The organism is Cryobacterium gelidum (genome assembly GCF_004403985.1).
GTDB classification, from domain to species: domain Bacteria; phylum Actinomycetota; class Actinomycetes; order Actinomycetales; family Microbacteriaceae; genus Cryobacterium; species Cryobacterium gelidum.
Map to the genome: position 1 here is coordinate 68,544 of NZ_SOHL01000003.1, position 21,730 is coordinate 90,273.

Below are 21,730 nucleotides of genomic sequence, written 5' to 3' on the forward strand. Positions count from 1 at the left end.
TCGGCCTCGGCAATCATCGCCCAGGCCCGCTAGGTTCGACAGGGCTGCCACGAGAACAGGAGAACGACATGACCGAGGACACTTTCGACCGAGACGTTGTGCGCGCCTTCAAACACTTCATGGAACGGGTCGTATCTGCGGCGGATGACCGGGCCGGGTCGAGCCTGACACCGCTCGGCGACCGCATCAGCGCCTTTCTCGGCGCCAACGCGTCGACACTGCCGGTCGTGTCGGAGACCCTGGCCGATCATCGCCTCGTCGACGCGGACATAGCCCTGAGCACGTTGGCCGGCGCGGATCCGGCCGCACTTCTGGGCGTATCGGGCGGGCAGCAGCGGTTTCACTCGACGCTGTCCGAGCTCGTGGCCAGCCCGTTCCAGGGCTTCGGGCCCGGACCGGTGGACTACTCGGCCCGGGCGACCGGACCGACGTCGACCCGCCAGGTGGTCTCGTTCGGCCTGAGGCTCATCCGCTTCGACGGCGAGCCGATTGCCGTGCTGCAACGCGCAGCGAACCCGCAATTCGGGCGCAACACGGCCGAGCTCGAAATCATGGCCGAGTCGCCGCGCACGGTCACCGGTTTTCTCGAGCACCTGCGCGCACTCATGATCGAGCACAGCGTGCTGCGCGGACAGGTGCTCTCGTTCGTGCAAACCGAATACGGAGCCGGAGCCGGAATCACCTTCCTGGAACGACCCGTCGTACCGACGGCCGCCATCGTGCTGCCGGAGGGCATCCTCGGCACCATCACCGACCACGTCATCGGAATCGGCGAGCAGCGCCAGGTCTTGCTCGCCGCCGGGCAACATTTGAAGCGCGGTGTACTGCTCTACGGTGCTCCCGGCACCGGTAAAACCCTCACCGTGCGCCACCTGCTCAGCGAAACACCGGACATCACCGCCGTGCTGCTCACCGGGAGCAGCATCGTGCACATCGCTGCGGCTGCCGAGATCGCACGCACCTTTGCGCCGTCCATCGTCGTTATGGAAGACATCGACCTGGTCGCGATGCAACGCAATGCCACTCCGCAGCCGCTGTTGTTCGAGGTGCTCGACGCTCTCGACGGACTCGACGGCGACGCCGATGTGGCCTTCGTCATGACCACCAACCGGGTCGAGGTGCTCGAGCGCGCCCTTGCCGAACGGCCAGGCCGGGTCGACCTCGCCGTCGAAGTACCCTTGCCCGCCCCTGCCGAACGCGAGCGACTGTTCCGACGCTATGCGGGAGGGCTGCCGTTCAGCCCGGCTGCCCTCAACGCCGCTGCCCGCCGTGCGGAAGGAGTGACGGGCTCCTTCGCGAAGGAGCTGATTCGCCGGGCCGTGCTTCGCGCTGCCCTCCGCGCCGACACCGTCGACGACAACGACCTGCAGGTGGCCCTCGACGATCTGTTGTCGGCGGTCGAATCCCTGACCCGACGGCTCCTCGGCACCCGCACTGGCGACACCGAACGTTGGCAGCCCGACGAGGAGTCGAGCGATGGGCCGAACGGCAGCTACGTTCCGATGCACGGTTCGGCGGCCGTGATGACGCGGCAATCCGCCTCCTTCGGCTGGACAACCGGTAGCGCGGCGCCGTTGTCAGCGGAGCCGTCAGCCGAGCCACCCGCCGACGCTCCGGGTGACGATCCGGGAAAGACTGACGACGGTGACGAACACCGATAACCAGCGCCTGTCCGTTCAGGCCATCGCCGTAACGGACAACTCCCCGAACGAGTACGGTGTTTCTTGAGCAGTTGCAACTGTGACCACCGCCGGATTTCGAGCCACTTCTGCCGCTAGCGGCTCGTCCGCCTCCGTTACCCCAGCCAGTGTAACGAGCGGCCGTGCGGCTGGGTCAAGGCGATCGGCTCGCCGTCCAGGGCAAGAATGAAAGCGGATGCCTCCGCCGGCGCTTCCCCCAGCCGCTCCAACACCCCGGGCACCACGCTCTGCCCCTCGTTGGACAGCCAGCGCACCGGCAACCGCATCATCTGCGCAGCGAACCGCAGGCGGTCGGTCTCGTTCAGGTACGCGAGCACGGCGGTATGGAATACGACCACGGTCGCCCCGGCCGGTGCCCGGGCCACGAGTGCGGCGATCTCGTCATTGAGATCCCCGCGCACGATCTCGACCGACTGCTCGCGCGCCACGGTCACGGCAGCCCGAAGTCGGGCCCGCCGGTCGTCGTGCTCCGGCCAGATCAGGGCCTCGAGCCAGGCCACGTCCGCGTCGCTTTGAACGTCGAGCGGGCCCAGATCGATGCCGGCCCGCCAGACGATCTCGGGCATTCGCTCGGGCAGCGGCGCCGGGCCGCTGACCGTGCAGTCCAGCACCACCGCGCTCGGACCGCCAGCCGGGTGCAGCATCCGCTCGCCGCCGCCGCTCTCAGCGTCATCGTCGGCGAACCGATAGCGGTAGCTGTACCGGTCGGGGTGCAGGCAGAGACCCGCGGATGCCCCCACCTCGATGATCGCAAGAGGCCCGGCGAGCGCCGCCAGAGCCGGAAGCAGCACGGCGCACCGACCGGGCTCGTTGGTCTGCGTCACATGGGTGAGGCAGGTCGCGGCGACGTCGGCCCAGTGCTCGCGCAGCCACGCCGCGAACGGCGCGTACTCCCCTGCCGCAGCGCCGTGCAGCCGCGCCGCGCCGAACAGCAGGTTCGGTTGCCGCTTGGTCGGCGGCAGCTGGTCGATCAACGTCACAAGCCGGGGATCGACCGCGACGCCAGCAGCCCACCGTTCATAACAGGCGCTCATTCCGCGGGCTTCGACCTCGGCGAAGGCCCGATAGCGCGCACTGGTGTCGACCAGCGGATCAGTGCTCTCTCTCATGCCGACATCGTAATCATGGTTAGGCTTGCGGGGTGCGATGGCACTACGAATGCCAAAGCCTCACGATCGTGAATCGAATTGGAGAACCTGTTGCCTGGAGAAAACCTCACCCGCATTGAAGCGTCGGAGCGCGCAGCGCTCGTCACCGTTGCGAGCTACAACGTTGTGCTCGACCTCACCACCGGTCCCACGACGTTTGGCAGCACGACCACGGTGAGCTTCACCGCAACCCCCGGCGCCTCGACCTTCATCGACGCCATCACGGCCACGGTGCACTCGGTGACCCTCAACGGTGTCGCGCTCGACCCGGCCGTCGTGAGCGACGGCATCCGTATTGCGCTCGATGATCTGAAGGGCGAGAACGAGCTCGTCGTCGTCGCTGACGCGCTGTACACCAATACCGGTGAGGGTCTGCATCGTTTTGTCGACCCGGTCGACAACGAGGTCTACCTGTACAGCCAGTTCGAGGTACCGGACTCCCGCCGCGTCTTCGCCGTGTTCGAGCAGCCCGACCTCAAGGCCGAATTCTCCTTCACCGTCACCGCGCCGAGCGTGTGGCAGGTCGTCTCCAACTCCACCACGCCCGAGCCTACCGATGCCGGCAACGGCACCAGCACGTGGGCATTTGCGCCCACGCACACCATCTCGAGCTACATCACCGCGCTCATCGCCGGTCCGTACGCCGTCGTGCGCAGCGAGCTCGTTTCCAGCGACGGGCGCACCATCCCGCTCGGCGTGTTCAGCCGCAAAAGCCTCAGCGAATACCTCGACGCCGACTACATCCTTGAGAAGACACGCCAGGGGTTCGCCTACTTCGAGGAGAAGTTTGGCTACGCCTACCCGTTCGACAAGTACGACCAGCTGTTCGTGCCGGAGTTCAATGCCGGCGCCATGGAGAACGCCGGTGCGGTCACCTTTACCGAAACCTATATTTTTCGCTCCAAAGTAACCGACGCTATCAAGGAACGCCGCGTCGTGACCATCCTGCACGAGCTTGCCCACATGTGGTTCGGCGACCTGGTCACCATGACCTGGTGGAACGACCTCTGGCTCAACGAGAGCTTCGCCGAGTGGGCCTCGACCATCGCCACCGCTGAGGCGACCGAGTGGCACGAGGCCTGGACCACCTTCGCCGTGATGGAGAAGAGCTGGGCCTACAAGCAGGACCAGCTGCCGTCGACCCACCCGGTAGTCGCCACCATCCGCGACCTCGACGATGTGCTCGTCAACTTCGACGGCATCACCTATGCCAAGGGCGGTTCGGTGCTCAAGCAGCTCGCCGCCTGGGTGGGTATCGAGGCGTTCTTCACCGGCGTCGGGTCCTATTTTCAGAAGCACCAGTGGGGCAACACCGAGTTGCGCGACCTGCTCGTGGAACTCGAGGCCGCGAGCGGCCGGGACCTCAGCGGATGGGCCCAGCTGTGGCTGGAAACCGCCGGCGTCAACACGCTGCGCCCCGAGATCGCGGTCGATGCTGCCGGCACGATCACCGCCTTCACCGTGCTGCAGAGCGCCGCGGCGGACTACCCCACCATTCGACCGCACCGCCTGGCCATCGGCTTCTATACCTTCGACGACTCTCACAAGCTTGTGCGCACGCACCGGGTCGAGCTCGATGTGGACGGTGAGCGAACGGATGTTCCCGCCCTCGTCGGCCGCCAGCGTCCCGACTTGATCCTGCTCAACGACGATGACCTCAGTTATGCCAAGGTGCGCCTCGACCCGGCATCGGAGGCCTGTGCTCTCGAGCACCTCGCGGCTATCGAGAGCCCGCTCGCCCGCGCCCTGGTCTGGGGTTCGGTCTGGGACGCCACGCGCGATGCAGAAACCTCGGCGCGCGACTTCGTGCGTCTGGTACTGAACAACGTGGCCACCGAGACAGAGTCGACGACGCTGCGCACCGTGCTCGGCCAGGTCGTGCTCACCGCCACCTACTACGTGGCCGAGCCGCACCGCGCCACCGTCACGGCCGAGGTCGCCGACGCGTTGTGGACGCTCGCCCAGAGCGCGGCGGCCGGCAGCGACGCTCAGTTCCAGTTTGTGAAGTTCTTCGCTTCGGTCGCGGCCACCCCGGCGCAGCTCGACAACGTGGCCGCCCTGCGTTCGGGCAGCATCGTGCTGGCGGGCCTCACCGTCGACACCGACTTGGCCTGGGAGTTGCTCACCGCTCTCGTGGCCGGTGGCCGGGCCAGCGCCATCGAGGTCGACACGGCGCTCGCCGCCGACAACACTGCCACCGGCGCTCAGTCGGCTGCCCTCGCCCGGGCGGCACTCCCCACGGCCGAGGGCAAGCTCGCTGCCTGGTCGTCGCTCATCGACGTGGACACGGCCGCGACGACCATAGTGCGCACGACGGCCGCCGGATTCTTGCGCGTAAGCGACTCGAGCCTGCTCGCACCGTTCGTGACGACCTACTTCGACATGCTGCAGTCGGTGTGGGCGGCCCGCAGCTTCTCGATCGGCGAGAAGCTCGTGATCGGCCTCTACCCGGCACCGCTGAACAACCAGGCTCTCGCCGACGCGACACGTGCCTGGCTCGATGCGAACCCCGAGCCGGCCGCCCTGCGCCGTCTCGTGGTCGAGAATCTGGCCGGGGTCGAGCGATCGCTTCAGGTACAGGCCCGCGACGCCGTCTAGTTCACTCGTACTCCACCACACCGTGAATCCCGCGGCCGGCCACAGGCTGGTCGCGGGATTTCTTGTCTCCCGCTCACGTTCACAGCAAACTCCACGCAAACCGAGAGGATGCCGCTCCTGCGGTGCTCACACCGGGGGTGCGCAGGCCGCGTGTCTGGGCCGGAGCACCGCCGCCGTAGCCTCCGCTCGGGTGCAGCCGAGGCCCCTCGGTAGACTGGCTTGGATATGAACTGGGAAACATTCTGGACCGACCTCGGTGCCTACTTTGCTGAAATTCCGTGGATCGGCTATTGGGAAAAGATCTTCGCTGTCGCGATGATCATCGTTGTCGCATTCGCGCTGCGCTGGGCCCTGCAATTCGTTATTCGCCGGGTGGTGCAGCAAATCGTCTCCGGCGTCAAGAAGAATCAAAAGGTTGACGATACCCAGGCGCTAAACGTGTCGCCGCTGGCCGCGGTGCGCGTCGTGCAGCGCTCGCGCACGCTCGGCGCCGTGCTGGCGAACGTCGTGAACGTGTTCATTCTGATCACCGCCCTGCTGCTCATCGTCACCACCTTGAACAAGGACATTCTCGGTTCCTTCGCGTTGCTCACCGCGGCGCTCGGCGCCGGCCTCGGTTTCGGCGCCCAGAACATCGTCAAGGACATTCTCAACGGCCTGTTCATGGTCGTGGAAGACCAGATTGGCGTGGGCGACATCGTCGACGTGGGCTTCGCATCCGGTGTCGTTGAGACGGTCGGAATTCGGATCACGCAGGTACGCGACATCGACGGCACACTCTGGTTCGTGCGCAACGGCGAGATTCTGCGGGTCGGCAACATGTCGCAGGGCTGGGCCCGGGTCATCATCGACCTCGCCATTCCATACAGCTCCGACGTCGAGGCTGTACAAGACGAACTTCTGCGCGTGGCCAGTGCCCTCGCCTCGAGCCGTAAGTGGCGCGCGTTCGTTCTCGAAAAGCCCGAGATCTGGGGCCTGGAGTCGATTAGCGCCGAAGCCCTCGTCACCCGGCTCGTGGTCAAGACCCGGGTCTCGGCCAAGTGGGACTTTGCCCGTGATCTGCGCCTGCACATGAAAAAGGCCCTCGACGGTATGGGCGTGCCGCTGACCCCACTCAACAGCGTGGTCATGACCACGGGCGACGGCACCATCGACGGTTCGGGCATTGAACCGGCCGAGGGTGACGCGGCCGAAGATGCCGCCGCCGCCGTGCCCGACGTCGACGGCGTACGCGCCGGCCCGGTCGCGGTGCGAAAGCCCCGCGGGCCGCGCAAGGCTACGAGCGTTCCGGCCCCGTTGCATACGCCAGACCCTGAAATCCGCGGCGACGGCATTGACTGACCGTTGCGCCGAAACAAACTGCCCACAGAAGAAAGCCGCACCCCGTGACCACTGAACGACACCCCACCGACCAGTCTCCTTCCCCCGCCGGCGTACACCTGCGCGCGGGCGAGCACGGTGCTGCCGCGGTACCGACGTTCTTCGACGAGGTCGGCGGAACCCCGTTTTTTGAAAAGCTCGTGCATGACTTCTACGTGGGCGTGGCCACCGACCCGGTGTTGAAGCCGATGTACCCCGAAGACGACCTCGGCCCCGCTGAACACCGTCTGGTCATGTTTCTCGAGCAGTTCTGGGGCGGCCCCGGGACTTACAGCGAGCAGCGCGGTCACCCCCGGTTGCGCCAGCGGCACGTTCCGTTCAAGGTGAATCCAGATGCCCGCGACCGGTGGCTTGGCCACATGCGCGTTGCCGTGGACGCGGCCAACCTGCCGCCGCTGCAACAGGGCATCCTGTGGGATTATCTGGAACGCGCCGCCTTCGCGATGGTGAACAGCTTCGAAGAATAGGCGCAACGCGTTTCGGACTGCCCTATCGCTACTCCGTAGCCGGAGGTTTTGGCGCGCATCGCGACGCGCAGTCTGGCGGCCCGAGTTGCTGATCACAATTGGACGCCGTGGAATATGATTTCCACAGGGAACATCACGCTGGCCATGGTGTCGTGATTGCGGAGTGGGAGGCTGAGAGCTTGGACCGTACCGACCCTCAGCTCGCCGCGAACGAACGCAGCACCCTGCTGGAATTTCTCGACTTTCACCGTGCGACGCTGCTGATCAAGACCGACGGACTCAACGCTGCACAGCTGAGTCAGCCGATTGCCACGTCGACGCTGACGCTGTCCGGCCTGCTGAAACACCTGGCACTCGTGGAAGATGATTGGATTCAATCGCGTTTCCTCGGCCTTCCGGAGCAGGAACCGTGGGCTAGTGCGCCGTGGGACGACGACCGGGACTGGGAGTTCCACAGCGCGCAGCACGACGACCCGACGGAGCTGCGAAACCTGTACCGAGCCGCGTGCGAGCGCAGTCGGCGGGCAGTCGCCGGCATTGATCTCGACACCCTCTCAGTAGGTGTGAACCGCGACGGGCAGCGCTGGAACCTGCGCTGGATCCTCCTCCATCTGATCGAGGAGGCGGCCAGGCACAACGGCCATGCCGACCTGCTTCGAGAGGCCATCGATGGTGCCGTCGGCGAATAGCGGCAGACCATACGCTTTTCGGCATGACAGGGCCAGGCTGTTCTACAAAGCATCCTCGAATCGACGCCCAGCCTCGAGGATGAGCTGCATCATCCGTTGATTCCCCTGGTGCCCGCCATCGTGGATAACATGAAGATCAGCATCGGGCCACGATGCAAGCGAACTGCAGCCGGAAGTCGGGCTCGTGTAATCGGGCACTCGGTGACCATCCCGGCTCCCAGGAGACTGAGGCATATTCCCAGTCGCACCACCCCTGCGCGGCCGAACGCTGAACCTCAACGTCACCAGATTCGTTGAGCAGGCGGTTGTAGGCCGCCACGAGATCTCCGTCCCGATCGGAGTCGGGAACACCCGACCGGAAACGTGCCCACTGCGCGGGCAGATAACGACCGGTCTCGTGGTAGAGCCAGTGCAGCCGCAGTTGCTCAATGTCGGAGATGAGGTGCTGCGTCGTGTTGGTGTCGAGGCTCACCGTCGGGTCGCTCGCCAGCGGCGTGCTGCGGCCGCAGTTCCGTTGATCCATTTGGATGATGAGGTACCGATCAAGGTCCCAGTTTCGGCGTCCTCCCGGTGTTGTACCTGAGCCCGGCCCGCCGTGCAGGATGAGCACGGGCGTTCCCGTGGGGTTGCCACTGGTCTCCCAGTACACACGATGGCCGTCACCGGCATCCATCATTCCGGTGTCGTATGGTTCGACTGGTGGAAACCTGTCCACGGTGCCAGCCAACCCGCCCGCATAGCGAATGCCCTTTCGAGCTCGACGAGCGGACTATTCGAAGATTCAGGAACCGGTCAGCCCAGGCGGCGGGCAGCCTGAACAGCGGTGTCGTGCGCCGCGGCCAACTCCCGATGTTGCGCGGCGACCTCGTCGGTGGGGGCACCAAATCGTTCACTGAGAGTGCGGGTGGCCACAATAGTTTCGACCGTCATTCCCAGCGCATTGCCCAGAATCAGGGTGAGCGCGGGCAGCGCATGGTCGTCAAACTCGGTTGGTGAACCCGCGTCGTAGATCCCTCCGCGGGTGGACACGAGCACGGCCGGGCGACCGGCCAGGGGCTGCTGGCTGGCGGGATCGTCGACCGGGGCTGTCACCGTCGGCAGGTGAATGTAGTCGACCCAGGCCTTCAAAGTCGACGGCATCGAATAGTTGTATAAGGGAACGCCGATCAACAGCACGTCAGCCGCCACCAGTTCCGCGATCAAAACGCGCTGAAGTTCCTCCTGCCGAGGGCTGGGGCTCGCACCCTTCGGTCGCAACCTGGGCGGAAAGTGCAGCGCGGCATCCTTGAGGTGGGGCAGCGGTTCCCGGTGCAGGTCTCGGTGGACGACGGTGTGGTCTTCGCCGAGACTGCGCCAGGCAGTGGCGAACGTCTCGGTGATCGCTCGCGAACGCGATGTGGTCAGGTCTGCGGACGAATCGAGTTGCAACAGTCTGGGCATGCCCAAAGCCTAAGGGCGAGCCGCCCGTTGCTACCACCCGGGTGCGCCGCTTCGCCGACCAGAAGCCTTATCCGACGGCCGACTCGCGTTCGGCGATGATGGCCGCAGCCGCGTCCTGCCCCACCCGGATGGCGCCGTCCACGTGCTGATAACCCTTGCCGGCCATGTCGCTGCACGAGAAGGAAATCGGGCCGACGGCGCTACGCAGTTCGGCGCCGTAGCGCACCAGGCCGCCCATATCGAAGCTCGCTGCGTAGGCGCCGCGGGTCCATTCTTCCGAGCCCCAGTCGCTTTCGTAATAGACGACCGGGTGCAGCGCCTGCTCACCGTAGTAGTGCGACAGGGACTCGAGGATGCGCGCCTTGCGCTCATCCGCGGTGAGCGCGAAGACGGCATCCGCTTCTTCATCGGAGACGAAACCCACGAGGGTGCCACGCGGGTCCTCATAGTTGGTGTTGTCGTAGGCCTCGTGCACGAGTTCGTAGGGGCTGAACGCGGTGCCGGAGAGGTCGTCGGCACGCCAGAACGGCGTTTCGTAGACGGCGTGCACCTTGATCACGAAGCCCATGGACAGGTGCTGGTGCAGCTGCTGCTGGCGACGCGGGAGGGGAGGGTTGAAGCTGATCCGGCTGATCAAAGGCGGCGGAACGGCCACGATGGCGTGCCGGGCGGTTACCGTCATACCGTCAGCGACGACCGTGACGCCGGTATCGCTCCAGCTCAGGCTGCGCGCTGGCTGCCCGAGGAACACATCGGCGCCGAGCTTCTGGGCCAGCACCAGGGGCACCCGCTGCAACCCGCCGACAACCCGCTCGTCAAGAATGAAATCGGAGTCGACGAGGTTGCTGAACGACCCGGCGCTGGCCGCCATGAGCAGCGCCTGCAAGGCCGAGAAGGCGTGGGCTGGCTTGGTGAGCATGGCCCCGGCAATGAACATGCCTATGTTGTCGCGGGCTTCCTGGTCGTCGGTCTGCGTCTCGAGCCAGCGGCTGAACGAGACCGCGTCGAGTTCCTTGGCGAGCGGATGCTCCCACGGGCTATCCGGGTCGATCTCGGCCACCAGGGCGTCGAGCTGGTCGATCAGGCCGACGATCTGTGCCTCGGTCCCCGCCGGCACCGGAAAGATCTCGCCGTCGAACCGGCTGACCTCGCCGGCACCGTTGATGTAGACGTTCCGACCGGAGCGGTAGCGCGGATAGGTGGTCAGGCCCAGTTCGGTCAACATGGCTTTGAGGGCATGCTGGTCGGGTGAAACCCACTGGCCGCCGATCTCGAGCATGGCGCCCTCGATCTCGTTGGTCCACAGGCGTCCGCCGACGCGGTCACGAGCTTCGAGCACGGCCACGGTGAGACCGGCCTTCTGCAGTGCGGTGGCGGCGGTGAGACCCGAGGCCCCGGCACCGATAACAACGACATCGCGCTCAATCGTGATCATGGTTGCTCCTGGCTGATGGGTGAATTCAAACGCGGAAACGAGAGTGTACTCCATCGAGAGGTATTCATTAATGCCCTCGGGGCCGGGAGCCGGCTAGACCTTGAGGGTCCACGGCTTGCGCCGCACCAGAACGTGGCCGCGACTTGTGCTGAGGCGGGTCCACAGACCGGATTCGTAGAGCTGCACCGGTTCGACGTCGGAGAGAAACCCGAGGCTGAACGCTGCGAAACCGGCGCCGGTCGGCACGAATTCGATCCCCTCGATCTGACGGCCCCAGACCTCGGAGCGCACGCGTTCCACGATCAGCTCTCCGGTGCCCTCCGGCACGGCGGTGGCGACCTCGTCGATCCCCTCCCGAGCGGCCGCCTCGAGGTGTGCTGCCGACATTTGGCCGTGCGGTTCCCAGCCGCCCTTGGGCGGGGAGATCCCCGCCCAGGTCACGGTGTTCACCTCGAGGGGAACGGTCACCGTGACCGGCAGAGTCAGGTCGCTAGCAGTGGATTCGAGACGCTTGAGGCGTTCCAGCAGCGACCGCACCGGCACCACCTTGTCGAGGTCGACCGGCTCCTTCAATGCGAAGGTTCGCAAACCAAGCACGGTCGGGCTCGCATCGAGCAGACCACGCGGATAGAAGATGGCGGTGTACACCGCGAGAACGCCCTCGGACGCCATCAGGCGCACGGAACCGTCGAGAACGCGGCCGGAACGAGAAAGAAATACGATCAGGTCGCTGAGGGACTGGGAATCGGTAAGAGTGAATGACTGGCTCATCATCTTCTAAACTACCAAGAGACGAAACACCCGCATGCCGCGGACGCGAATTTGCCCGAGGAGAGAACATGCACAAGCCGATGGAAGGCCTTCTGGCCGTTCTCGATCTGACCGACACCGGTGCCCGCACCAACGAGGACATCTTCACCGGTCCATCACAGTGGATGCCCCTCGGCCGCGTCTTCGGCGGGCAAGTGCTGGCGCAGTCACTCGTCGCCGCCATGCGCACGGTGCCCGACGAACGCCACGTGCACTCGATGCACGGCTATTTTCTGCGTCCCGGCGACGTCAAAGCGCCGATCACCTTTTCGGTGGAGCGTATTCACGACGGCCGCTCGTTCTCCACCCGTCGCACGCAGTGCTACCAGGGTGGCGTGCCGATCCTGTCGATGATCGCCTCGTTCCAAGACGCCGATGAGGGCTTGGAACACCACCTGGAGATGCCGCAAGATATCCCCGACCCGGAAAGCCTGCCGACGGCATCCGATTCGCTTGCGCACATCGACCACTCGGTGGCCCGATACTGGGCGAGCGAGCGCCCCTTCGACATGCGGCATGTTCCCTCACCGATCTACCTCAAGGTCAATGGTGAACATACCTCCCGGCAGGCGGTCTGGATGAAGACGTTCTCCCCGCTGCCCGACGACCCCGACCTGCACCGCGCGGCCCTGGCCTATGCCAGCGACTACTCGATCATGGAGCCGATCATGCGCCGGCACGGTGTCGCCTGGTCGTCGCCCGGCCTCAAGGTGGCGAGCCTGGACCACGCCATGTGGTGGCATCGATTTGGTCGGGTCGACGAATGGCTGCTCTACGTGCAGGATTCACCCAGTGCGCAGGGCGGCCGCGGCCTCGCCACCGGCAGCATCTTCAGTCGGGACGGCGTGCTCCTGGCCACCGTTGCGCAGGAAGGCATGCTGCGCGTCCCCATCATTTTGGAATAGCTCGCACTACCAGCTCGGCGTGGATTCCAGCAGCACGCGCTCGTCGGGCATCCACCGAATGTCCACACTCGCGATGTCGCCTTCGGCCACGCTTGTGGTGCCGGCCGCGCTGATCGTGGTGCCGGGACCGGCAATCCAACTGGCGACGAGGCTCTCAGTGCCGGCCCGGTCGGTCACGAACAGGGCGTAGGGCTGCGCACCGAAATCGCTGCCGCTCTCTGCGTAATTACAGGTGGCGTCGATCCGGGTGCCCCAGTCTTCGCCGGTCAGGCGAAACGTAGCGGTGAGCGGGCTGGGAACCACCGCGGTCATGGCCACGGCCGGTTCGCTGGCATTGACGCGCGGCTGCTCAAGCCAGCCCGGCAGCACCAAGGCAGCGGATGCCGCGATCGCGGCCGCCGCGACCACGGCCGCGGCCGCGGCCGCGGCGATGATCCAGCGTGTTCGCCGGCTGCGCGCCTGGGCCGCCCGCAACAGCCGGGGCAACAGATCGGCGGGGGGCGACACCTCCGCTGTCCTATCGACCGAATGGCCAAGTTGCCGGGCTTGTTCCAGTGGAACCTGGGCGAGCAGCCCCGGAAGGCCGACGAGGTGGGCGACCGCCAGGCTGCAGGCAACGCAGTCGTTGAGGTGCCGTTCATAGTCACGGCGCTCGCCCGGCGACAGTGCGCCGAGCACATAGGCGCCGTCCCAGTCGGTGTAGAGGTCTGCTGGAGTGGTCATCGCTCCGTCACTCCTCGCTCCTGCAGGGCGAGCCGCAGGGCTCGCAGGCCGTAGTGCAGCCGGGATTTCACGGTCCCTTCGGGGATGACCAGGTCCCGCGCGGTCTCGGCCACGGACTGGCCTCGATAATACGCACAGACAATGACCGCCCGATGGTCGGGTGAGAGGTCATGAAGGGCATCCGCGACCAGCCAGGCATCGAGCAACGCGTCGGTCTGGTCGTCGGTGGGCACCTCGGGAAGCTGGTCGGTCAATATCTCGTGCCGGGCCCTGGCCGAGCGCCGGTCATCGATCACCAGGTTGCGGGCCACCGTGAACAGCCAGGCGCGGGCCGACACCTCGGTCTGATCGAGCAAGCGGGGGCGCCGCCAAGCACGCAGCAGAGTCTCTTGCACGACGTCGTCGGCGAGGGCAGGGTCGTGGGTCAACCGCACGACATAGCGCCACAACAGCGGTGCGTGCTCGTCGTGGAGGGCCTGCAAGAGTTCGGCGCGTTCATCTGCCATGACCTACCTCCCCTGCTTAACACGGATATCCAGAGAACGTGGTTCAATTACATCCCGGACTCAGTGAACGGAATCGGATACCGCTTCGTTGATAAGTACAGCAACGCAAACCTACCCGCGAACACGTCTTTCGAGGAGAATCATGACACCGGAACTCGACCTGTCCCGTCGCAACATGATCCTGGCCGGCGGGAGCACTGCTGCAGCGGTGGCCCTGGCTGCCTGTAGCAGCACCCCGGCCACCAGCAGCCCGGGCGCGGGCGCAGGGCCCGCCGGCCCTGTTACGACCGATCCGAGTGGCTCGGCCTCTGGTTCCGGCGCGTCGGCACCGGCAACCGAAGTCGCAAAACTCGCCGATATTCCAGTCGGTGGCGGCATTGCGGCCACACTGAATGGTCAACCGATTCTGCTGGCCCAACCCACGGCCGGCACGGTCGTCGGTTTCAGCGCCAAGTGCACCCACCAAGGATGCAAGGTGGCGCCGGCGGCAACCGAATTCGATTGCCCGTGTCACCAATCGCGGTTTGACCTCGCCACCGGGAAAGTACTGGGCGGCCCGGCCCCGCGGGCGCTCGACAAGGTGACCATCACGGTCGATGGCGGCGCGGTGATGGCTGGTTAACGACCAGCCATCCGGTGCGGCTCAGCGCCGCGCAAACTCGATCGGTGCGTCGAGGTATGGTGTCCACGCCGCACGTTCGGTGTCGTTGATGCGGCGCGGTCGCTCGCTTGCCGCGTCGACGAGCACGATGGTGGTGTTCGCCCGGGCGTACAACAGCTCGGGCGTGACACCGTCCGGGCTGTAGACCTCGTAGCAGACGTCCAGGCTGGCCCCGCCGAGTTTGCCGAGCCACAGTCGCACGTCGAGCGGCTGGCGCAGGTAGGGTACCGGCGCGAGATATTCGATTTCCTGCCGTGCGATGAGCGTCAGGGTTGCCGCCCCAGGGCGACCGTCGAGCACCGCTGTACTCGCGCCGATCGCCCCATCGTCTTCGGTCACCCAGAACGCCAGGATGCGCGCCTCTTCGAGCAGGCGCAGCATCTCGGCATTGTTGACGTGACCGTAGGCGTCGAGGTCGGACCAGCGCAGGCGAATCGGTACGTGCAGCTTCACGAGTTGTCCGTGCTTCGTCTCAGTCGCGGGTGAGCTTGCGGTAGGCAGAGCGGTGCGGCTTGGCCGCGTCGGGTCCGAGACGCTCGATCTTGTTCTGCTCATACGACTCGAAGTTACCCTCGAACCAGTACCAGTTGGCCGGATTGTCGTCGGTACCCTCGTAGGAGAGAATGTGCGTGGCCACCCGGTCGAGGAACCACCGGTCGTGAGTGATCACCACGGCGCAACCCGGAAACTCCAGCAGCGCGTTCTCGAGCGAACCGAGGGTTTCGACGTCGAGGTCGTTGGTGGGCTCGTCGAGGAGCAGCAGGTTACCGCCCTGCTTCAGGGTGAGGGCCAGGTTCAGCCGGTTGCGCTCACCACCGGAGAGCACACCGGCCTTTTTCTGCTGGTCTGGGCCCTTGAAACCGAAGGTCGACACGTAGGCGCGCGACGGAATCTCGGTCTTGCCGACCTGGATGTAGTCCTGGCCATCGGAGACGACCTCCCACAGCGTCTTGTTCGGGTCGATGCCTCCGCGATCCTGGTCGACGTAGGAAATGTCGACCGTTTCGCCAATCTTCAGATCGCCGCCGTCGAGGGGCTCCTGGCCGACGATGGTCTTGAACAGCGTGGTCTTTCCCACACCGTTCGGGCCGATAATGCCCACGATGCCGTTGCGCGGCAGGGTGAAGCTGAGGTTGTCGATGAGTACGCGCCCGTCGAAGCCCTTCTCAAGCTTGGTCGCGTCGATTACCTGGGCGCCGAGTCGCGGGCCGACCGGAATCACGATTTCTTCGAAGTCGAGCTTGCGCGTGCTTTCGGCTGCGGTGACCATCTCCTCGTAGCGAGCCAGTCGCGCCTTCGACTTCACCTGGCGACCCTTGGCGTTGGAACGTACCCACTCCAGTTCGTCGGCGAGACGACGCGACAGCTTCGCGTCTTTCTTGCCCTGCACGAGCAGGCGCTCCTGCTTCTTCTCGAGGTAGGTGGAGTAGTTGCCCTCGTACGGATACAGGTGCCCGCGGTCGATCTCGGCGATCCACTCGGCCACGTGGTCGAGGAAGTACCGGTCGTGGGTCACGGCGAGCACAGCGCCCGGGTACTTGGCGAGATGCTGCTCGAGCCACAGCACACTCTCGGCGTCGAGGTGGTTGGTGGGCTCGTCGAGCAAGAGCAGGTCGGGCTTCTGCAGCAGCAGTTTGGTCAGCGCAACGCGGCGCTTCTCACCACCGGACAGGTTGGAGACTTCGGAGTCTCCCGGCGGGGTACGCAGGGCGTCCATAGCCTGTTCGAGCTGGGAGTCGAGATCCCAGGCATCCGCTGCATCGATGGCTTCCTGCAGCACGCCCATTTCTGCGAGCAGCGTGTCGAAATCTGCGTCGGGTTCGCCGAGGGCGAGGCTGATCTCGTTGAAGCGGTCGACCTTGGCCTTGATCGGCCCGACGCCCTCCTGCACGTTCTCCAGCACGGTCTTACTCTCGTCGAGCTGCGGCTCCTGCATGAGGATGCCAACGGTGTAGCCCGGGGAGAGTCTCGCCTCGCCATTACTGGGTGTGTCCAGGCCCGCCATGATCTTCAGAATGGTGGACTTTCCGGCACCGTTCGGGCCGACCACACCGATCTTCGCACCGGGAAAAAAGGACATGGTGACGTCGTCAAGAATCAGCTTTTCGCCGATCGCCTTGCGAGCGCGGACCATTGAGTAAATAAATTCGGCCATAGTAATCACCAGTCTATTTGCCGGGTGGCCCCGACAAGACACAAACCGGTCGACAAAATTGGCGCAACCATGCTGCGGAAGCCGTCGCCGGCCGGCCCAATCTGGCCGATCAGACATTCGCCAGCGAAACGCACCGAGAACTGCACCGCGTCGGCGACGAGGCCGGCCTGCGTGCGATCGAAGGTCACCTCCATGGCGGTGCGGTCAAACCCGCCGACCACGAGCGCGTCGATGTAGGCGCGTCCGTCGGCGGCGGAGTTGGCCTTGGTGACGGCCGTTGCCAGAGAGTTGAAGTAAGCAAGATTCTCGCTCGCGCTTCCATCGGGCGACAGCGCCGGATCGGGATCCGGCGTGGCCGACGGCTTTTCTGAGGGTGAGGCTGCAGCCGAGGTCGCGGTCACCGGGGCGGCCGGCTCGGCCGGGCCGACGGCGCAACCGGTCAGTGCACCGCCGAGGAGCATGACCGCACCCACAGCCGCCGCGGTCAACCGCCTGAAGCGCCCGTGCCTTCGAACCGCATGTGCACTCGCATCCTGCTGTCGTAGTTCTGCCGCGCTCAAGATCCGCCTCCCCCGGTCCACGTTCGTGGACGATGCTACGAGTCTAAACTCGCGTACGCATCCCGATCAGCGTCGGTCTCGACTGGAACGAAGCCGTCTCCTGAACGATCAGGACGCACGCTCTCCGCCTCGTGCGCGATGGTCGATTCGACCGATTCGATCCAGTCAACCGGCTCCGGCTCAGGCCTCTCTGTGTCAGCTCGGGCCGGCGCGACACTCCGCACCGGCGTGGTGGTGTACCAGGACAAATCGTGGCCGACGGAGACTGCGACAATCTCCACGTCGATTCCGGAGCGTTCCGCGTTGGTCCAGTTGCGAATGAGCAATCGACCGGTCACGATGACGTGCTCGCCCTTGTGCAGCGATTGAGCCGCATTAAGGGCCAGTTGACGAAACGTCGTGATGGAGTACCAGCTGGTGTCGTCGTCGACCCAGTTGTTCTTGGCCCGGTCGAAACGACGCTGGCGGGAGGCCAGCCGAAAGGATGTGATCGGGGCGCCATTGTTGGCGACGGTCCTGCGGGGGACGGTGCCGATGATTCCGGATACCGTGATCTGGTCGCTCATAGTTGCTCCCGGCACGGTTATCGCGTGAACGCGTTCGCAAGCGTCGAGCAGGCAGTCGACGCACACGACCCGGGAACGACAACTCGTGCCAGTCTTCGTCGATCCCGGGTCGCACACTGCGAGTGTGACGCCCGGAACGACGCCCAGATTTGAGCCGTTTCGAATCCGTGGACAATTCCGCTGCCGAATGGCTCGGGAGGAGGAGTCAGCTGACGAGGTATTCGGAGTACGACTTGCGAATCTTGTTGACCTTCGGCACGGCGACCGCCATGCAGTAGCCCTGGCCTGGATTCTTGGCGAAGAAGTCCTGGTGGTAGTCCTCGGCCTCGTGGTAGACGCCGAGTGGTTCGATCGTGGTCGTGATGCCGGAACCCCACCATTCGCTTGCCCGGTCGCGGGCCGTTTCGAACAACTGCTTCTGCTCGGTGTCGGTGTAGAACATCGCCGATCGGTACTGGGTACCGACATCGTGACCCTGACGGTTGAGCTGGGTCGGGTCGTGCAGCGTGAAGAATACGTCGAGGATGACGCTGGCTGGAATGACCTCGGGGTCGAAGGTCACCGCGACGGCTTCGGCATGGCCGGTGCGCCCCGTGCAGACCGCTTCATAGCTCGGGTTGGCGGACGTACCGCCGGTGTACCCCGACACGACAGCGCTAACCCCGCGTAAGACCCGATAGACAGCATCGAGACACCAGAAACATCCACCTGCGATCACAAAAGTTTGCATCGATCCACTGTAACTCCTTGGTCGCCGGGTTCACAGGTCGAACCCGTGTTCTCGGGACGTGTTCGCCACGAGCGGATGTCAGTGGTCGCCGATACCGTGAAAGCACCAACCGCGGGCAGCTGAGATACAACGAAGGGGCACACATGACCACCCTCATCGCACCCATACCTCCTCGAGCAGCAACTCCCAACGTTCGAGGGCGCACCTTCATCCGTGTGCGCGATGGGCTGTGGCGTATCGTCGACCCGTCCGGCGCCGTCATCGGCTATCTCGAACACCACGATGGCGTCGACGGCGATCGGTTCAGTGCCAGGCGCGTCGTCTTTGCAACCAGAACTCGGGACTTGGGCGTGTTCTGTCGCATCGAAGACGCGGTCGATTGCTTTCGCTAGAGCGGCACCCAATCGTGACAACCGCGTGGGGGCACGCCGCGTCTGGTCCCCGGGAACAGGGTTCGGCGCGGATAAAATCCACCACATGGAATGGTGGAATAACTTCGTAGCCTGGTTTACCGATGTCAGCACTCAACCGACGGTCTACACGGCGGTCGTCTTCATTGGCGCGATCGTCGTCGCGAGCGTGCTGGCCGCGTTGATCTCACGGGGGGCCATCAAACGTCTCATCTCCCAGCGTGATCGCGAGACCCGGGTGGCCGCGATCGCGACGCTCGTCGATGCCGCCACCGAGGCATCCGTGTGGAATTCTCTGACACCGCAGGAGCAGGTCATGAGCGACCGGGCGGTCGGCCAGGCCGACATTCAGGTGCGCTTGCTGCCGATTCGCGGATCGGCAATCGCTGCGAACTGGGCCGCCCACGAACTGTACGAACTCAAGCGCACCTCCGCCACCTTCGGCTACCAGCTGGAACCGGCACTGGTTGAGTTTCGTGACCGCCTGGTCGAGTGGCAGAACAAGCCGGCACGGGCACGCAAACTCTTCCAGGGCGATCTGGATCGTTGGAACGCCCAGAACTCCTCCACCGAGAAGGGCCTGCTGGCCGAGCAGGACGCCTGGGTGGCCCAGCAGCACCACGACCAGTACAACGCGACCAATTCTGCCCCGGCTCCGTTGCGGGCCTCACCGCTGACCCCCGCGACCGTGAACCGCACCCCAGCGCCCACATCTCCGGGGTCGACATCTGACGCGTCGACGGAGACGCTGCGCCTGCTCGACGACGTGAACAAGCTCGAGGTGCGCAGTACGGACCCGCTCACGCGGTCGTCTGCGGCGCCGACGCTTTAGAAGCACGACGTGCACGATCCGGTCGGCGTCTTCTCCGCGCTGACCGGCTCGTTTGTTGTCAACGCCGGGTGGTGTCGACGCTACTGCCACCAGGCGTCGAACAGCGAGGCCGGCATTCGGCGCTTGTGCTCGGTGCTCAGGTAGCGAGACTCGATCGCTGCGGCCACCTCGTCCTGCACCGGTTGCCCTTCGAGGAAATCATCGATGTGCTCGTACTGCAACCCCAGATTGGCCTCATCGGTCTGGCCGGGAGCATGGTCGAGTAGATCAGCGGTGGGGTCCTTGAGATAGAGCTGGTCGGGCGCGCCCAGTTCCGTCAGCAGGGCGCGGCCCTGTCGTTTGGTCAGCCCGGTCAGCGGCAAAATGTCGGTGCCCCCGTCACCGTACTTGGTGAAGAATCCGGTGACCGCTTCGGCAGCATGGTCGGTGCCGACCACGAGCAGGCCGAGCTGGCCGGCCAGAGAATACTGAGCGATCATGCGGGAGCGCGCCTTGACGTTACCCTTCGTGAAGTCGCTCATCGCCACGTCCACGCTGGCCAGGAATTCGCTTTCGAACCCGTCGACAGCGAGTTCGATGTTGAAGGTAACCTGCGATTGTGCACGGATGAATTCCAGGGCGAGTTGGGCATCCGCTTCGTCGCGCTGCACCGCGTAGGGCAGGCGCACGGCCACAAAGGTGGCCGGATGACCCTCGGCGACGAGTTCGTCGACCGCCAGCGCGCACAACCGACCGGCGAGCGTGGAGTCCTGCCCGCCGCTGATGCCAAGCACTAAGCCCTGGGCGCCGGTGTGCTTGAGATATTCTTTGATAAATTGCACCCGGCGGTGCACCTCGGCGGCGGGGTCGATAATGGGTGAGACGTTGAGCTCCGCGATGATTCGCGCCTGTTGTTCTCGCATACTTGAATCTAGCAATCCTCGACAAATTGCGCTGCTACCCCTGCGTACGAAACCACGACCATGGTGTCCCCGATGCGAATCGGACCTTCGGCAATCGGATTAGAAATTCCTTTGACCACGCCCTGCAAATGGTGCAAATTTAGGCATGCTTAAACGCGGTCGGCCGTCGGGTGAGTCGTCGTACCCCGTGAGGCGGGTTGACCGGATTCGCGCTCGATGCCGGACGCCTCTAAGGCAATGGGCGCGCGCGTGAGCCGTACCTGTAATCGACGCGCAGCCACGGCGCCTCACCACGAATCGGTAGCGTTTGCGGCAGAGTGGGCGTCCGGCGATCACAACGACTCGTTCCGAGAGAATTCCTTGGACGATCTCGACGGGCCGCCCACCGCCGAGCCGCCGCATCCGATCAACTGGAACCTCCTCAGCGCCGAAGACGCCGAGGCCGAATGGATCGGGCTCAACCGGTGGGTGAACTGGCTGCGACGCACCTACGGGCTGCCGGCATCCGTTGTGCCGCCGTTCTGGCACCGGCACCCCGAACTGGTCTTTCCGCGCTGCACTTGCACTGGCTCGGTGCCTACGACCCCGACCAGCACGGCTCCGCCCCGTTTGGATGGCATCGCGACTTTGCGGATGCCCGCCAGCGCCTCCGCGACTGGGTGGCAGTGTCAGGGACGCGGTTGGATCGGGACCGGGCGACGCGCCAGACGGCCTGGCCAGGCGAGGCACCCGCGGACGCCGTTGTAGACATCGTGATCCACGACCGCGAAGAGGACTTTGTGGAGTTCGTCGTGGACGACGTTTCCAAGCGCCGCGAGGCTGAGGCCAGCTTCTACGCGCGTGCCGTCTCTCCCTGATCCCCCGATTGGGCCTGCGACTCGGATCAGCGCTTGCCCACCAGCAGTCTGGACCGCGCATACATGTACGGCCGGTCGCGTCTTTTGGTGCTCGCAGTCCGGCTTCTGTCGTTGATGCGTTTGAACCCCGGTCATCGGGCACTGTATCGGGCCGGGCAAACGCGACACTCAGGATCGTTGAAAGCGACGAAGTCCGTAACGGCGCGGAAATGCCCGTTGAAGGTCCGGCTTGCGGGCTGCAAGGCTACGCGAAAAG

Annotated in this window: 22 protein-coding genes and 1 pseudogene; 10 read left to right on the top strand and 13 right to left on the bottom strand. The window is 65.0% G+C overall.

Features of this window, described 5'->3' with window-relative positions:
* The first annotated feature begins 68 nt into the window (after positions 1-68).
* The gene (locus tag E3T50_RS00455; RefSeq protein ID WP_134550100.1) at positions 69-1,661 is read left to right on the top strand and encodes an AAA family ATPase; all 1,593 of its coding nucleotides are present in this window, start codon (positions 69-71) and stop codon (positions 1,659-1,661) included.
* Between the two features lie 134 nt (positions 1,662-1,795).
* On the opposite strand, the gene E3T50_RS00460 is transcribed toward E3T50_RS00455, so the two are convergent.
* Positions 1,796-2,809 carry a DUF2332 domain-containing protein gene (locus E3T50_RS00460; protein WP_134550101.1) on the bottom strand — a complete coding sequence of 338 codons (1,014 nt, stop codon included), beginning with the start codon at positions 2,807-2,809 and terminating at the stop codon, positions 1,796-1,798.
* 90 nt (positions 2,810-2,899) lie between these two features.
* On the opposite strand from E3T50_RS00460, the gene pepN reads away from it, so the two are divergent.
* From pepN to E3T50_RS00480, 4 genes are all read left to right on the top strand, one after another.
* Positions 2,900-5,446, top strand: coding sequence for an aminopeptidase N (gene pepN / locus E3T50_RS00465; RefSeq protein WP_134550102.1), 2,547 nt, complete (start codon positions 2,900-2,902; stop codon positions 5,444-5,446).
* A 225-nt stretch (positions 5,447-5,671) separates the two neighbouring features.
* Positions 5,672-6,787 (top strand): mechanosensitive ion channel family protein, encoded by a 1,116-nt coding sequence (locus tag E3T50_RS00470; protein ID WP_174844706.1) that lies wholly within the window; start codon positions 5,672-5,674, stop codon positions 6,785-6,787.
* A gap of 98 nt (positions 6,788-6,885) precedes the next feature.
* Positions 6,886-7,293: a globin gene (locus E3T50_RS00475; RefSeq protein ID WP_134459414.1), complete on the top strand. Its 408-nt coding sequence runs from the start codon at positions 6,886-6,888 to the stop codon at positions 7,291-7,293.
* Positions 7,294-7,472: 179 nt separating this feature from the next.
* Entirely contained in the window at positions 7,473-7,982 is a 510-nt protein-coding gene (locus E3T50_RS00480; protein WP_134550103.1) for a DinB family protein, read from the top strand.
* Positions 7,983-8,118: 136 nt separating this feature from the next.
* Here E3T50_RS00480 and E3T50_RS00485 read toward each other — a convergent pair whose 3' ends face one another.
* The 4 genes from E3T50_RS00485 to E3T50_RS00500 form a co-directional block, all read right to left on the bottom strand.
* Entirely contained in the window at positions 8,119-8,697 is a 579-nt protein-coding gene (locus tag E3T50_RS00485; RefSeq protein WP_241990673.1) for an alpha/beta hydrolase family protein, read from the bottom strand.
* A gap of 77 nt (positions 8,698-8,774) precedes the next feature.
* A complete protein-coding gene (locus E3T50_RS00490) occupies positions 8,775-9,422 on the bottom strand; it encodes an FMN-dependent NADH-azoreductase (protein WP_134550104.1) in 648 nt (215 codons plus the stop codon).
* A gap of 67 nt (positions 9,423-9,489) precedes the next feature.
* Positions 9,490-10,911 (bottom strand): flavin monoamine oxidase family protein, encoded by a 1,422-nt coding sequence (locus E3T50_RS00495; protein ID WP_338145321.1) that lies wholly within the window; start codon positions 10,909-10,911, stop codon positions 9,490-9,492.
* 39 nt (positions 10,912-10,950) lie between these two features.
* Entirely contained in the window at positions 10,951-11,631 is a 681-nt protein-coding gene (locus E3T50_RS00500) for a DUF8185 domain-containing protein (protein ID WP_338145322.1), read from the bottom strand.
* A gap of 65 nt (positions 11,632-11,696) precedes the next feature.
* Here E3T50_RS00500 and E3T50_RS00505 point away from each other — a divergent pair, with 65 nt between their 5' ends.
* Complete coding sequence (locus E3T50_RS00505) at positions 11,697-12,572, top strand: acyl-CoA thioesterase (RefSeq protein WP_241990674.1); 876 nt, start codon at positions 11,697-11,699, stop codon at positions 12,570-12,572.
* A 6-nt stretch (positions 12,573-12,578) separates the two neighbouring features.
* Here the strand turns inward: E3T50_RS00505 and E3T50_RS00510 are convergent, their stop codons facing one another.
* The gene (locus E3T50_RS00510; RefSeq protein ID WP_134550106.1) at positions 12,579-13,295 is read right to left on the bottom strand and encodes an anti-sigma factor family protein; all 717 of its coding nucleotides are present in this window, start codon (positions 13,293-13,295) and stop codon (positions 12,579-12,581) included.
* On the bottom strand, positions 13,292-13,801 hold the full coding sequence (locus E3T50_RS00515) for a sigma-70 family RNA polymerase sigma factor (protein ID WP_134458943.1): 510 nt from the start codon (positions 13,799-13,801) through the stop codon (positions 13,292-13,294). Before E3T50_RS00515 ends, E3T50_RS00510 begins: the two co-directional genes overlap by 4 nt.
* A 142-nt stretch (positions 13,802-13,943) precedes the next feature.
* On the opposite strand from E3T50_RS00515, the gene E3T50_RS00520 reads away from it, so the two are divergent.
* Positions 13,944-14,423: a Rieske (2Fe-2S) protein gene (locus tag E3T50_RS00520; RefSeq protein WP_134550107.1), complete on the top strand. Its 480-nt coding sequence runs from the start codon at positions 13,944-13,946 to the stop codon at positions 14,421-14,423.
* Between the two features lie 21 nt (positions 14,424-14,444).
* Here the strand turns inward: E3T50_RS00520 and E3T50_RS00525 are convergent, their stop codons facing one another.
* The 5 genes from E3T50_RS00525 to msrA form a co-directional block, all read right to left on the bottom strand.
* The gene (locus E3T50_RS00525; protein ID WP_134550108.1) at positions 14,445-14,915 is read right to left on the bottom strand and encodes an acyl-CoA thioesterase; all 471 of its coding nucleotides are present in this window, start codon (positions 14,913-14,915) and stop codon (positions 14,445-14,447) included.
* 19 nt (positions 14,916-14,934) lie between these two features.
* On the bottom strand, positions 14,935-16,617 hold the full coding sequence (gene ettA, locus E3T50_RS00530; protein WP_134458937.1) for an energy-dependent translational throttle protein EttA: 1,683 nt from the start codon (positions 16,615-16,617) through the stop codon (positions 14,935-14,937).
* 5 nt (positions 16,618-16,622) lie between these two features.
* On the bottom strand, positions 16,623-17,078 hold the full coding sequence (locus tag E3T50_RS00535; RefSeq protein WP_134550109.1) for a DUF6993 domain-containing protein: 456 nt from the start codon (positions 17,076-17,078) through the stop codon (positions 16,623-16,625).
* A gap of 134 nt (positions 17,079-17,212) precedes the next feature.
* Positions 17,213-17,743 (bottom strand): single-stranded DNA-binding protein, encoded by a 531-nt coding sequence (locus tag E3T50_RS00540; RefSeq protein WP_134550110.1) that lies wholly within the window; start codon positions 17,741-17,743, stop codon positions 17,213-17,215.
* 205 nt (positions 17,744-17,948) lie between these two features.
* The gene (msrA, locus tag E3T50_RS00545; protein WP_134458931.1) at positions 17,949-18,473 is read right to left on the bottom strand and encodes a peptide-methionine (S)-S-oxide reductase MsrA; all 525 of its coding nucleotides are present in this window, start codon (positions 18,471-18,473) and stop codon (positions 17,949-17,951) included.
* Between the two features lie 143 nt (positions 18,474-18,616).
* Between msrA and E3T50_RS00550 the strand changes: the two genes are divergently transcribed.
* Together E3T50_RS00550 and E3T50_RS00555 are read left to right on the top strand one after the other, a co-directional pair.
* Positions 18,617-18,865 carry a DNA mismatch repair protein gene (locus tag E3T50_RS00550; RefSeq protein ID WP_241990675.1) on the top strand — a complete coding sequence of 83 codons (249 nt, stop codon included), beginning with the start codon at positions 18,617-18,619 and terminating at the stop codon, positions 18,863-18,865.
* 85 nt (positions 18,866-18,950) lie between these two features.
* Positions 18,951-19,715, top strand: a complete 765-nt coding sequence (locus E3T50_RS00555; RefSeq protein ID WP_134550111.1) for a hypothetical protein — start codon at positions 18,951-18,953, stop codon at positions 19,713-19,715.
* Positions 19,716-19,795: 80 nt separating this feature from the next.
* On the opposite strand, the gene nadE is transcribed toward E3T50_RS00555, so the two are convergent.
* Complete coding sequence (gene nadE, locus E3T50_RS00560) at positions 19,796-20,617, bottom strand: ammonia-dependent NAD(+) synthetase (protein WP_134550112.1); 822 nt, start codon at positions 20,615-20,617, stop codon at positions 19,796-19,798.
* Between the two features lie 360 nt (positions 20,618-20,977).
* On the opposite strand from nadE, the pseudogene E3T50_RS00565 reads away from it, so the two are divergent.
* A pseudogene (locus E3T50_RS00565) lies at positions 20,978-21,474 on the top strand (hypothetical protein).
* Positions 21,475-21,730 lie beyond the last annotated feature (256 nt).

Coding starts and splice junctions, on each gene's coding strand:
- E3T50_RS00500 (WP_338145322.1), bottom strand. CDS start 11,631: ATGATGAGCCAGTCATTCACTCTTACCGATTCCCAGTCCCTCAGCGAC.
- E3T50_RS00470 (WP_174844706.1), top strand. CDS start 5,672: ATGAACTGGGAAACATTCTGGACCGACCTCGGTGCCTACTTTGCTGAA.
- E3T50_RS00460 (WP_134550101.1), bottom strand. CDS start 2,809: ATGAGAGAGAGCACTGATCCGCTGGTCGACACCAGTGCGCGCTATCGG.
- E3T50_RS00535 (WP_134550109.1), bottom strand. CDS start 17,078: ATGCTCCTCGGCGGTGCACTGACCGGTTGCGCCGTCGGCCCGGCCGAG.
- nadE (WP_134550112.1), bottom strand. CDS start 20,617: ATGCGAGAACAACAGGCGCGAATCATCGCGGAGCTCAACGTCTCACCC.
- E3T50_RS00520 (WP_134550107.1), top strand. CDS start 13,944: ATGACACCGGAACTCGACCTGTCCCGTCGCAACATGATCCTGGCCGGC.
- E3T50_RS00505 (WP_241990674.1), top strand. CDS start 11,697: ATGCACAAGCCGATGGAAGGCCTTCTGGCCGTTCTCGATCTGACCGAC.
- ettA (WP_134458937.1), bottom strand. CDS start 16,617: ATGGCCGAATTTATTTACTCAATGGTCCGCGCTCGCAAGGCGATCGGC.
- msrA (WP_134458931.1), bottom strand. CDS start 18,473: ATGCAAACTTTTGTGATCGCAGGTGGATGTTTCTGGTGTCTCGATGCT.
- E3T50_RS00490 (WP_134550104.1), bottom strand. CDS start 9,422: ATGCCCAGACTGTTGCAACTCGATTCGTCCGCAGACCTGACCACATCG.
- E3T50_RS00495 (WP_338145321.1), bottom strand. CDS start 10,911: ATGGAGTACACTCTCGTTTCCGCGTTTGAATTCACCCATCAGCCAGGA.
- E3T50_RS00540 (WP_134550110.1), bottom strand. CDS start 17,743: ATGAGCGACCAGATCACGGTATCCGGAATCATCGGCACCGTCCCCCGC.
- E3T50_RS00515 (WP_134458943.1), bottom strand. CDS start 13,801: ATGGCAGATGAACGCGCCGAACTCTTGCAGGCCCTCCACGACGAGCAC.
- E3T50_RS00510 (WP_134550106.1), bottom strand. CDS start 13,295: ATGACCACTCCAGCAGACCTCTACACCGACTGGGACGGCGCCTATGTG.
- E3T50_RS00555 (WP_134550111.1), top strand. CDS start 18,951: ATGGAATGGTGGAATAACTTCGTAGCCTGGTTTACCGATGTCAGCACT.
- E3T50_RS00550 (WP_241990675.1), top strand. CDS start 18,617: ATGACCACCCTCATCGCACCCATACCTCCTCGAGCAGCAACTCCCAAC.
- E3T50_RS00455 (WP_134550100.1), top strand. CDS start 69: ATGACCGAGGACACTTTCGACCGAGACGTTGTGCGCGCCTTCAAACAC.